General features: G+C 52.2%; 17 protein-coding genes and 1 pseudogene. 3 read left to right on the top strand and 15 right to left on the bottom strand.

Going from position 1 to position 9,232, the window contains the following annotated elements; all coding sequences use genetic code 11:
- Window positions 1–131: 131 nt before the first annotated feature.
- On the top strand, window positions 132–371 hold the full coding sequence (locus tag CLH62_RS20600; RefSeq protein ID WP_099620047.1) for a type II toxin-antitoxin system ParD family antitoxin: 240 nt from the start codon (window positions 132–134) through the stop codon (window positions 369–371).
- Window positions 371–667, top strand: coding sequence for a type II toxin-antitoxin system RelE/ParE family toxin (locus tag CLH62_RS20605; protein WP_099620048.1), 297 nt, complete (start codon window positions 371–373; stop codon window positions 665–667). The genes CLH62_RS20600 and CLH62_RS20605 overlap by 1 nt, the downstream gene beginning before the upstream one ends.
- Window positions 668–775: 108 nt before the next feature.
- Here the strand turns inward: CLH62_RS20605 and CLH62_RS20610 are convergent, their stop codons facing one another.
- The 7 genes from CLH62_RS20610 to CLH62_RS20640 all read right to left on the bottom strand — a co-directional run bounded on the left by CLH62_RS20610 (window position 776) and on the right by CLH62_RS20640 (window position 3,096).
- Complete coding sequence (locus tag CLH62_RS20610; protein WP_099620049.1) at window positions 776–1,069, bottom strand: HigA family addiction module antitoxin; 294 nt, start codon at window positions 1,067–1,069, stop codon at window positions 776–778.
- Complete coding sequence (locus tag CLH62_RS20615) at window positions 1,069–1,347, bottom strand: type II toxin-antitoxin system RelE/ParE family toxin (protein WP_099620050.1); 279 nt, start codon at window positions 1,345–1,347, stop codon at window positions 1,069–1,071. The genes CLH62_RS20610 and CLH62_RS20615 overlap by 1 nt, the downstream gene beginning before the upstream one ends.
- Before the next feature lie 98 nt (window positions 1,348–1,445).
- On the bottom strand, window positions 1,446–1,727 hold the full coding sequence (locus tag CLH62_RS20620) for a type II toxin-antitoxin system RelE/ParE family toxin (protein ID WP_099620051.1): 282 nt from the start codon (window positions 1,725–1,727) through the stop codon (window positions 1,446–1,448).
- Window positions 1,724–1,996 (bottom strand): CopG family ribbon-helix-helix protein, encoded by a 273-nt coding sequence (locus tag CLH62_RS20625; protein WP_099620052.1) that lies wholly within the window; start codon window positions 1,994–1,996, stop codon window positions 1,724–1,726. Before CLH62_RS20625 ends, CLH62_RS20620 begins: the two co-directional genes overlap by 4 nt.
- Window positions 1,997–2,149: 153 nt before the next feature.
- On the bottom strand, window positions 2,150–2,437 hold the full coding sequence (locus tag CLH62_RS20630) for a helix-turn-helix domain-containing protein (protein ID WP_099620053.1): 288 nt from the start codon (window positions 2,435–2,437) through the stop codon (window positions 2,150–2,152).
- A complete protein-coding gene (locus CLH62_RS20635; RefSeq protein WP_099620054.1) occupies window positions 2,430–2,741 on the bottom strand; it encodes a type II toxin-antitoxin system RelE/ParE family toxin in 312 nt (103 codons plus the stop codon). The genes CLH62_RS20630 and CLH62_RS20635 overlap by 8 nt, the downstream gene beginning before the upstream one ends.
- Before the next feature lie 118 nt (window positions 2,742–2,859).
- Window positions 2,860–3,096 (bottom strand): antibiotic biosynthesis monooxygenase family protein, encoded by a 237-nt coding sequence (locus CLH62_RS20640; RefSeq protein WP_407657790.1) that lies wholly within the window; start codon window positions 3,094–3,096, stop codon window positions 2,860–2,862.
- A gap of 135 nt (window positions 3,097–3,231) precedes the next feature.
- Here CLH62_RS20640 and CLH62_RS20645 point away from each other — a divergent pair, with 135 nt between their 5' ends.
- Window positions 3,232–4,722 (top strand): helicase HerA-like domain-containing protein, encoded by a 1,491-nt coding sequence (locus CLH62_RS20645; protein ID WP_211285868.1) that lies wholly within the window; start codon window positions 3,232–3,234, stop codon window positions 4,720–4,722.
- Between the two features lie 172 nt (window positions 4,723–4,894).
- Here CLH62_RS20645 and CLH62_RS20650 read toward each other — a convergent pair whose 3' ends face one another.
- The 8 genes and pseudogenes from CLH62_RS20650 to CLH62_RS20685 form a co-directional block, all read right to left on the bottom strand.
- Complete coding sequence (locus CLH62_RS20650) at window positions 4,895–5,218, bottom strand: hypothetical protein (protein WP_099620055.1); 324 nt, start codon at window positions 5,216–5,218, stop codon at window positions 4,895–4,897.
- Window positions 5,219–5,310: 92 nt separating this feature from the next.
- On the bottom strand, window positions 5,311–5,811 hold the full coding sequence (locus tag CLH62_RS20655; protein WP_099620056.1) for a P-loop nucleotide/nucleoside kinase family protein: 501 nt from the start codon (window positions 5,809–5,811) through the stop codon (window positions 5,311–5,313).
- Between the two features lie 65 nt (window positions 5,812–5,876).
- Window positions 5,877–6,728, bottom strand: a complete 852-nt coding sequence (locus tag CLH62_RS20660; RefSeq protein ID WP_099620057.1) for a hypothetical protein — start codon at window positions 6,726–6,728, stop codon at window positions 5,877–5,879.
- Window positions 6,729–6,828: 100 nt separating this feature from the next.
- Window positions 6,829–7,143, bottom strand: coding sequence for a HigA family addiction module antitoxin (locus tag CLH62_RS20665; RefSeq protein ID WP_099620058.1), 315 nt, complete (start codon window positions 7,141–7,143; stop codon window positions 6,829–6,831).
- A gap of 10 nt (window positions 7,144–7,153) precedes the next feature.
- Window positions 7,154–7,432 (bottom strand): type II toxin-antitoxin system RelE/ParE family toxin, encoded by a 279-nt coding sequence (locus CLH62_RS20670; protein WP_099620059.1) that lies wholly within the window; start codon window positions 7,430–7,432, stop codon window positions 7,154–7,156.
- A gap of 163 nt (window positions 7,433–7,595) precedes the next feature.
- On the bottom strand, window positions 7,596–7,928 hold the full coding sequence (locus tag CLH62_RS20675; protein ID WP_099620060.1) for a YnfA family protein: 333 nt from the start codon (window positions 7,926–7,928) through the stop codon (window positions 7,596–7,598).
- 247 nt (window positions 7,929–8,175) lie between these two features.
- Window positions 8,176–8,448: pseudogene (locus tag CLH62_RS20680) on the bottom strand (pyridoxamine 5'-phosphate oxidase family protein); the annotation flags it as partial.
- A gap of 97 nt (window positions 8,449–8,545) precedes the next feature.
- Window positions 8,546–9,169 (bottom strand): SagB/ThcOx family dehydrogenase, encoded by a 624-nt coding sequence (locus tag CLH62_RS20685; RefSeq protein WP_099620061.1) that lies wholly within the window; start codon window positions 9,167–9,169, stop codon window positions 8,546–8,548.
- Window positions 9,170–9,232 lie beyond the last annotated feature (63 nt).

Genomic DNA, 9,232 nt, shown 5'->3' on the forward strand with positions numbered 1-9,232 from the left:
GCTTTGCTTATCGCCCAGCTCCGGTATCACTACTGATTTAACGCCCGCGTTCACGCGCTTGTCGCGTGGATTGCATTGTTATGCCACCTGGACCAAAATATACCAATTATTGGTACTAGCGAGGTGGCATCATGCAAAAGAACACCAGCATCACTCTAGGCCAACATTTTGATGCGTTCATTGCGGAACAACTCAAAAATGGCCGATACAGCTCAACCAGCGAAGTTGTTCGTGCAGGATTGCGCCTGCTTGAAGAGTCCGAAACCCGCCTGACTACGCTCCGCAAACTGCTTAAGGAAGGCGAGGACAGTGGTTTTGAAGACTACTCCTATGACTCGTTCATTCGCGAACTGGACAACGAAGGGCGCTGATGCTGAATTTCAAGCTTTCCAGGAAGGCCAAAGCTGACCTCAAATCTATTGCACTGTACACGGAGCGTGAATGGGGCCGGGATCAGCGAAACCACTACATTTTTCAGTTCGACCAGTGCTTACACCTACTGGGTGAAAATCCGAACCTGGGGCAATCCTGCGAGCAGATCAGCCCGGGCTACCGACAGTACCCCCAAGGAAGCCACATCATCTTTTATCGGGTAGCCACCGACGGTGTTGTTGAAGTTATCCGCATCCTGCACAAACGCATGTTGCCAGAAGGGCATCTGCTTTAAGGAATAACGCCGTTGTTCAGCAGCAGCCTTGGCAGAGCGAAGCGGCGACAAGGCTGTCCGGTTGTCCGGTGGAGGGCCATCAGGCCCGGAACGTACTGGAACTATTGGTTAAGCTGCCTCGAAATCCAGCGGATGAATACCATCCAAATTAACCGTACTGCGGGCCACCCAGAGATCATACATATCTTGCATCGCCAACCAGCTCTCAGGGGTGCGCCCGAGAACCTTGGACAGCCGAAGAGACATTTCCGGGCTAATACCACTATCCCCTTTGAGCAATCGGGACAAAGTGGAAGGTGAAACGCCCAGACTGGAAGCAAGCTGACGGGAACTGATTCCGAAAGGCGCCAGGTACACCTCTCGAATGAACTCACCGGGATGTGGCGGATTATGCATAGTCATTAGTGATAATCCTCATAATCAAGTATGTAGGCGTTGCCGTCCTGAAATTCGAACGTCATGCGCCAGTTTCCGTTTACCCAAATCGACCACCGCCCTTTGTCTTTACCGTTCAATGGATGAAGCCGAAAACCAGGGATATCCATGTCTTCCACTGAAGTGGCAGTGTCTAGAGCAACAAGCTGTATGCGCAGCTTCTTGGAATGATCAGACTGTATTCCAGCCGTGCTGCCGGTCGAGTAGAACCGTTTCAGTCCTTTGTGACTGAATGATTTAATCATAAGGCAATGCTAGCATGTTGCGCACCACGCAACAACAGAGCTTAACGCTGAAGCGCAGCGGAGACAAAGGTATCCGAGTGACGCGCCTGGTTAAATTACTACCGCTCACCTTCAAGGCCATGCCATACCCGGAGAATGATGATGGCACTGGTATGGAGCGAATATCGAACGACGTACTTCCCGAAAACCATATCTCGAACAGAGCCAGGCACCGGTGCCATTTCAACTGGCGTCCCCATTTTGGGAAAATCAGGAAGTAATTCGATTTTGCCAACCAGTTCGGTGGCGATCCGGGCTGCCGCCGATGGATTGTGGACTGCAATGAACTCCCTGAGGCGCTTTAAATCTTCAATGGCTTCGTCCGTGTAAACCAGTTTCACTTACCTGACCTCGGTGCATCCTGCTCGTTGTCGGTTCCCCAACTATTTAGCCAGCTGTGAACCTCGCTGGCATCAACAACCTTGCCTTGGGCAGCGGACTCCATTGCTTCCAAGGTCTGTTTCCAGCGCTCTTGCTCCAGCTGCTGCTTTTCTATGTACTCCGATAATGCTTGGTTAATTACCCAACCTTTGCTCCGGTGCAACCTGCCAGCAATTGCCTCCAGCTGCTGTTCAACTTCTGCTTGAAGGCGAACCGTGGTGACGCTCATAAATATACCCTCTAGTTTGGCGACTACAACGTATTACAGCATAGTCGATGAGGGTGCGGCAAAAAATTTAGCGCCCGCCATCACCGGTGACAAAACCGGCGCGAAGCAGAGGTTTTGGCATCCGGTGCATGGCCTGGTTACACCTCACTTTGATCAGTGAAGCTGACTAAAAACTTCTGGGTGTTGCTCAGCAATGCGCAGAAGCGCAACCGCAGGACCCTGCGGCTCGCGCCGACCCTGTTCCCAGTCCTGAAGGGTTCGCACACTTACGCCCATAAGACCGGCAAATGCTGACTGCGACATGTGTAATTTCAGCCTGATCACTTTGGGCGGTGAAGGTTCTGAAAGTTCATGCGTTCGTAGAGCCAATTTGCCCTTCTTGAACTGCTTGATTTCATTGATACCGTCAAGAATCTCTGCCCCAAGGTTCCTGTCACCCATTCTTGATTGCCTCCGCTATCTGCTTGAGCGTGTGGCCAGGAATACTGGCGCGCTCTGATTTACTGTACAGCGTGAGCATCCATATCTCGTGGTCAGACTTCTTCCAGTAGTAAATGGCTCTGATACCACCGCTCTTTCCCGAACCCGCTGGTGACCATCGAACCTTACGAACACCGCCCGAACCTTTGATTAAATCCCCGGCGTTCGGCTTCTGCAAAAGGTAGGTTTGAAGCCCAAGGTATTCCTCGTCCGTGAGGTAGTTCGGCAATAGCTTGGTGAACGTTGAAGTTTCGATGAATAGCATTAGCAGAATATACGGCGATGCCGTATAAACTTCAAGGCCGGATCAGGGGCATAACGCCAATATTAAGCGGCGCCCGACTAGGGCGTCCGGTGGACGGCCGCCAGGCCGGGAACGAACTTCAATGACTGGTAAAATGCCATACTCGCACTCCACTTTTGCCACCCGTACCCGAAAATCGGAGTACCATTTTTTTGCCGAGCCGCTGGGCTTCGAGATGCTCGGCATTCCTCTTCCAGTTGGTGATGGACTCCAGACTTTCCCAGTACAAAACCGTGATACCTAAATCTTCCCTTACGGATTCCATGCCCAGAAATCCGGGCTGGGCAGCTGCCAACGCCACCATTCGATCAGCCATTTCCGCCCTTTCGCCTTGTACTCCATTTATCGACCAAACTGATAGTTCTTGTACCTCCATCAACAAACACATCTTAGGCTAAGCTTGCCTTATTACCGTCAACAAATTTGTCCAATACCCAACGAGGTGCACCTGGTGCCGGAGAATTCAGTATTCATAGGCAATGGCAGTCACGTTCAAAGCCTGCTGCTAAGCCGTGCTAACCGTCATGGTCTGATTGCCGGCGCCACAGGTACCGGCAAAACCGTCACCCTGCAGATTCTGGCGGAAGGTTTTTCCGCTCAGGGTGTGCCGGTGTTCATGGCCGATGTAAAAGGCGACTTGTCTGGCATCTCCCAGCCCGGAACGCCCAAGCATGCCCTGCTCAAACGTGCGGAGAAGATAGGCCTTGAGCCCTACTCGTTCAATGGCTTCCCCACCGTTTTCTGGGATGTATTCGGCGTTGAAGGCCACCCCATGCGGGCCACCATTTCAGATATGGGGCCCCTTTTGCTGTCTCGCCTGCTGGAACTCAACGACACCCAGGAAGGCGTTCTGAACATTGCGTTCAAAGTGGCTGACGAGCACGGCATGACACTGCTGGACCTGAAAGACCTGCGAGCCCTGATGACCTTTGTGGCCGAGCAGTCACAAGAGCTCACAGCAATCTATGGCAACGTCAGCAAATCCTCTGTTGGCGCCATACAGCGGCGATTGCTTCAACTTGAGCAAGAAGGCGGAGACCAGTTTTTCGGTGAACCCGCACTGGAACTGGCAGACCTCATGCGCTGCGACACTGCAGGGCACGGACACATTAACCTGCTGGCAGCAGACCAGTTGATTCAACGCCCACGGCTATACGCCACCATACTGCTCTGGTTGCTTGCCGAACTGTTTGAAGAGTTACCGGAAGTCGGCGACCCCGACAAACCCAAACTCGTGTTCTTTTTCGACGAAGCGCACCTGCTGTTTGATGATGCCCCGAAAGCTCTCCTGCAGAAGGTTGAACAGGTTGTTCGACTGATCCGCTCCAAGGGTGTGGGTGTTTATTTTGTCTCCCAGAACCCCACTGACATCCCGGACACCGTGCTTGGCCAACTTGGAAACCGTGTACAACACGCACTCAGAGCCTTTACACCCCGAGACCAGAAAGCCGTCCGCTCCGCCGCCTCCACCTTCCGGCAAAACCCGAACCTTGATACTGAAAAAGTCATCACCGAACTGGGTATCGGTGAAGCCTTGGTCTCCACCCTGGACGCCAAAGGCATGCCATCGATAGTTGACCAAACACTGATCCGACCACCCTCCTCCCGCTTGGGCCCGGCCACGGCCGAAGAACGCAGGCAAATCATCAATGCCAGCGAGTTTGGCCCAAGGTACAACACCACCATTGACCGCGAATCGGCCTACGAGAAACTGAAAGAACGGGCCGAGCAAGCCGCCAAGGAAGCCGAGCAGGCAGCGCTTGATGAGAGCCGGATGTACAAAGCGTCAACCAGCAAAAGAAAAGCCCCGGCGCGAGCAAGAACATCGTCGCGCCAGGGCGTTTTTGAGACCATGGCAAAAAGCGTGGCCCGCACGGCAGGGCGGGAGATGACCCGGAGTATTTTGCGGGGGGTATTGGGGTCTTTGTTCAAGGGACGCTGAAGGGCCTGGCTTAGCGGTTTGCCGGCGCGCCGGCAAACCGCGGTTCAATATCCTGCTTTGTTTTTTACTTCTTGAGCCTGTTCCTTAATGATCATGATTTCATCCGGATCAATAAGTGTATAAATCGTGTCCATTGAAGTGGAGGAAGTGCAGAACGTACTACAACGACTTGTTAACCATACTTGATGGCGAGCAAAATTGCCGACACCGCCGCCGCAGCCAGAAACGGGGCCATGAGTATGAGCAAAGAGACTCGATACTCCTTTAGCGACTGATAAATCCAATAAGCAGCAACGAAAAAGGAAGCCACCCCTACCCCATGGGCCCACTTATCCGAAAACTCAGCGAGTCCCGTGCGCCCAGGTAGCGTCACATTGTCGAAATAGAATGCCACCGTGCCGGCAACCAGGAACACGAAACTGAGCAAAGCATTAATGAATGACCAACGCCGACGATAATAGCCAGCATCCCTGATGACTGGATCAAACTTCCACAATGCGCGGCTCTCCAGGTTGCCAGTGTGGTTAACGCCTTGGCTTTGCGGCACACCAGAGCGCTAGCGTAGGTGCGTCCGACAACATCCACTTGTTATGCGGACTTCCGTTCTACAATCTGGAGGTTGAACGCCTCCGACTCTTCGGGCGGCTCAAAGTAACCTGTCACCATCCTAAAGACCTCCTCTGTGTCGAACTGTGCTCGTTTAGGTTGTTCTTTCTGCCGCTGTTTCAGCTGCTTTAAACAAACTTCATCGTCTACCGACAAATAGTACAGTTCATGAGGAATACCGTGTTGCGAGTATATATCTTTGAACCAAGCTCTTTGCTTCCGGGTGTTGCCGGGAAAGTCAAGGACCACGGAGGTACCTGCCAAGAGCACTTGCTCAACGTGTGATCTCAGCACTGGCTTAAGGCGAGATGAGTAACTAATGTAATCATTGAAATCTTTGATCTCGCCAGGGAACAGAGCGGCTAGCCATTCATCCTCTGAAATAAGCACGGCTCCCCGCTCACGAGCGATTTTGCCGGACAAAGTGCTTTTGCCAGCTCCCATCTTCCCACAGAAGAATATCAACGTTCCGTACGAACTCATTGCTTAATCCTTACGCATAACGCCGAAGCGCACCGGAGACAAAGACATCCGAGTGACGCGCCTGGTTATGTTTTTTTGCTGCGCACGACCTTGCATGGTCGAAGCACTATCTCTGCCTTTTCGCCGCAATCCTCACACTCTGCGGTCAGGATCTGATCTAACCTGAGCCCTTCAGCTAGTTTTGCAGGAAGCACTATCGTTTTACCGCATCCATCACAGGGGAACAATTTTTGCCGCCGGCCGAACTCAACACCTGATTCACTTATTGTCAGAACGTAGCTTTCCTTGCATGCTTCTGAACTACAACTCGCCACCATCCCATTGCAGACAAGGTTCTGTTTTCGCTTGATCGTCGCTCCGCAACCATCGCACTTGTAGGAGATTTCAGGGCCTGGACTAGAGGTTAAAAGGTTACCCTCCGCAACCTTTCTAAATAGATCGAGAGCTTTGTCCACTTTGGTTCTGATTTTTACGGGATCACCATATACCGACAGATCACTGTCCTTACTTTTCGGTGTCTGCACATGGAGTGCCGCGCCGGACAGAGAATTCCAAAGTTTCCCGATCTCTTTAACATCGAAACCTATCTGAGTACCAACTTCAACATATTCGAAGTTCTCGTAGTCGGTAACTGATTGCGGCGGTTTGTTGGGATCTACTGGTGTCGCGGATATTGAAAATTTGAGAGACGTCGCTGCCAACTCATTGGCTTCTTGAACCACTTGTTGAACAACATCTTTTGGTTGCCATTTTCGAAGATCGGAATAGGACGTGTAGCCATACGCAGTCATCAACCGCTCGTAGCAGATGAGCTCAATGGTGAACCGAGATTCAAGCGCGGCATAAGTGAGACTGCTGACGGAGCTATCCGCGAGTAGTGCCTCTATTTTCTCAATTCGGCTTCCAATATCCTTCATACAATCTGTTTCATGGTAGAACACCAAAACATAACGCCCGGCTCACGCGCCAATTTGGAGCCGTGAAGCGGCGGAAAATCGGTCGCTGTGCAGCCGTTGGTTATGCCCTGTGCCCGATTTCAGATACAGCATTCCACGGACGAATATTCTTCAACTGATCCTCAAGGGCATCTTCCGCAACCTCAGTGTCGTAGGCTGCCTGAGCTCGCAACCAGTAGCCATTGGACAAACCAAAAAAGCGACAAAGTCGCAGGTCCGTGTCTGCGGTTATCGAACGCTTTCCAGCAATAATCTGGCCTATCCTCTGAGCAGGCACCCCAATCTCTTTGGCCAAGCGGTATTGAGAAATACCCATCGGCTCAAGAAACTCTTCTTTAAGTAACTCGCCTGGCGTTACAGCTTCAATGTTGCGCATGAGTTACCTCCTAATGGTAATCAACAATTTCGACATCTTCCGCGCCAGCCTTGGTCCAGCGGAAGCAAACCCCGAACTGCCTGTTGATTCGAATGCTGTGCTGACCTTGGCGGTCACCATGTAATGGCTCCAACATATTTCCGGGCGGAACTTTAAGATCATCCAACTGGCTTGCAGCCTGAAGTTGCCGAATTTTCCTCAAGGCAACTCGCTCAAAATTGACGAAGCGTCTGACGCGGCATCCGCTTGCCAGCTTCTCGTTATCCTTACACTTGAACGATATGATCATATGGAAATGATGACGCAGAGCGTTAATAACGTCAAGCGTTAATATTCGGCAAAGTAGGCTGAGAGAGGGGCATAACGCTTTTGTTTAGCGGCGACTGCGGAGCGCAGCGTAGTAGGCGTCCGGTGTAGGGCCGCCAGGCCCCGGAAGGCACTACAACAGATGGTTATGTGGTGCGCGGCGCAAACATGATAATAGCCATACCCACCAGCGCAACGGCTGAGCCAACCAAATCCCAAGCGGTTGGCCGAATACCATCGACGGCCCAAAGCCACACGATCGCCATAAAAATATACACACCGCCGTAGGCGGCATAGACCCGGCCAGCAGCGGTGGGGTGTAGCGACAGTAACCACGCAAATGCTGCAAGGCTAAGAGCACCTGGCACCAGAAGCCAGATGGTTTTGCCCTCACGAAGCCAGAGGTAAGGCAAATAACAACCAACGATCTCTGCCAATGCGGTAACGAGAAAAAGACTGACTGTTTTCAGCTCAGGCAATGAGATTGACCTCTTGGCAGTAACACATAACGCTGATGGAAACCGGCGCCGGAGCGCAGCGGAGGGAACCAAAAGCGGTACGCTTTTGGCGTCCGGTTGACCGCCTGGTTATGCATGTTCCGGCCACATCCCATCCATCATCACTGGGTAGGTGATTGGCTTGTAATGGGTAAATTCAATGTCTCGAACGTGGGTGAAATCACTCCAGAGCAACCTCGCCCCCTTCATCCACTGAGATGGCTTAACNACGGCCTTTTAGCAGAGACCTTAGCCAAAAGAATCGACCGGCGTTGACTGCCATGATGCAAACATTCGGGTTCTGATCGATATTTTTACCCAAAGCCTCGGCGTAGTGATCAAAAAAGTACCCGCTCTGATCATCGCGAAGGAAAACAGTGCCAACTGGCGTGATGTGGGGTGTGCCGTCGGGGTTAACCGTTGCGATCGAGCAGTAAACCGTCGAAGCCTGACCTTGCTCTAAAACTGACTTCACCTTCTTCCAATCATCCTTGATGTTCATAGTGTCTCCGTTTGTGCATAACGCTGAGCGCACCGGTGGCCTTTACAAAGCGAAGCGGCGTAAAGGCCATCCGCGTGACGCGTATTGTTATGCTTTGTTAGACATCTCGCCGTTGCCCGATACACAGCAGTGCAGTAGGTTCCAAGTCTGCAGGCAACCTCAATGCTTCCTTCACCCTTGAATCATCGAACCCTGCCACGAGAACACAACCAACTCCGAGAGCGGTACTCTGGAGATGGACATTTTGTGCTAAAGCACCTGTTTCCATATATACATAGCGAGCACCGCGCTCTCCTTGGGGTGGCTGACGTTGAAAGTGCCGAACCGCATCTCCGAGTTTCGCTGTAACTCCGATGACGATAGCCGCATCCTTCAACCATGGCTGATCACCAATACCTACCTCTTGCATGGTGCCCTCCGGAATACGGTCACCGACAAGCTTCAGCGAATGGCTGTCAGACATATACTCATAAGTGCCAGGCTCAAGCCCTGATACACGCTGCACCACAATTTGTAGATGCAACGGATATAATCCACCCGCCGATGGAGTTGCTCTTTTTTGACCTGGACCTGTCACTCCTTGGGCCGACCAAAGCAATTGGGACACAACACCTATGGGTAGCGGTGTCTTTGTGTACGCCCTTACGCTGCGTCGAGCCTCGATACAACCAACCAATGACTCAGAGTCTTGCGATTCCGGTGCAGGTAGCTCGAAGATCATGCATTTACTCCCTATGCATAACGCCCGGCTCACGCGCCGGTTTGGAGCCGCTATGCGGCGGAA

Source organism: Marinobacter guineae, from assembly GCF_002744735.1.
In the GTDB taxonomy this organism is placed as follows: domain Bacteria; phylum Pseudomonadota; class Gammaproteobacteria; order Pseudomonadales; family Oleiphilaceae; genus Marinobacter; species Marinobacter guineae.

Bases quoted from the DNA above. Each gene is read 5' to 3' on its own strand.
- CLH62_RS20600 (WP_099620047.1), top strand. From the start codon at position 132: ATGCAAAAGAACACCAGCATCACTCTAGGCCAACATTTTGATGCGTTC.
- CLH62_RS20605 (WP_099620048.1), top strand. From the start codon at position 371: ATGCTGAATTTCAAGCTTTCCAGGAAGGCCAAAGCTGACCTCAAATCT.
- CLH62_RS20610 (WP_099620049.1), bottom strand. From the start codon at position 1,069: ATGACTATGCATAATCCGCCACATCCCGGTGAGTTCATTCGAGAGGTG.
- CLH62_RS20615 (WP_099620050.1), bottom strand. From the start codon at position 1,347: ATGATTAAATCATTCAGTCACAAAGGACTGAAACGGTTCTACTCGACC.
- CLH62_RS20625 (WP_099620052.1), bottom strand. From the start codon at position 1,996: ATGAGCGTCACCACGGTTCGCCTTCAAGCAGAAGTTGAACAGCAGCTG.
- CLH62_RS20630 (WP_099620053.1), bottom strand. From the start codon at position 2,437: ATGGGTGACAGGAACCTTGGGGCAGAGATTCTTGACGGTATCAATGAA.
- CLH62_RS20635 (WP_099620054.1), bottom strand. From the start codon at position 2,741: ATGCTATTCATCGAAACTTCAACGTTCACCAAGCTATTGCCGAACTAC.
- CLH62_RS20640 (WP_407657790.1), bottom strand. From the start codon at position 3,096: ATGGCTGATCGAATGGTGGCGTTGGCAGCTGCCCAGCCCGGATTTCTG.
- CLH62_RS20655 (WP_099620056.1), bottom strand. From the start codon at position 5,811: ATGAGTTCGTACGGAACGTTGATATTCTTCTGTGGGAAGATGGGAGCT.
- CLH62_RS20660 (WP_099620057.1), bottom strand. From the start codon at position 6,728: ATGAAGGATATTGGAAGCCGAATTGAGAAAATAGAGGCACTACTCGCG.
- CLH62_RS20665 (WP_099620058.1), bottom strand. From the start codon at position 7,143: ATGCGCAACATTGAAGCTGTAACGCCAGGCGAGTTACTTAAAGAAGAG.
- CLH62_RS20670 (WP_099620059.1), bottom strand. From the start codon at position 7,432: ATGATCATATCGTTCAAGTGTAAGGATAACGAGAAGCTGGCAAGCGGA.
- CLH62_RS20685 (WP_099620061.1), bottom strand. From the start codon at position 9,169: ATGATCTTCGAGCTACCTGCACCGGAATCGCAAGACTCTGAGTCATTG.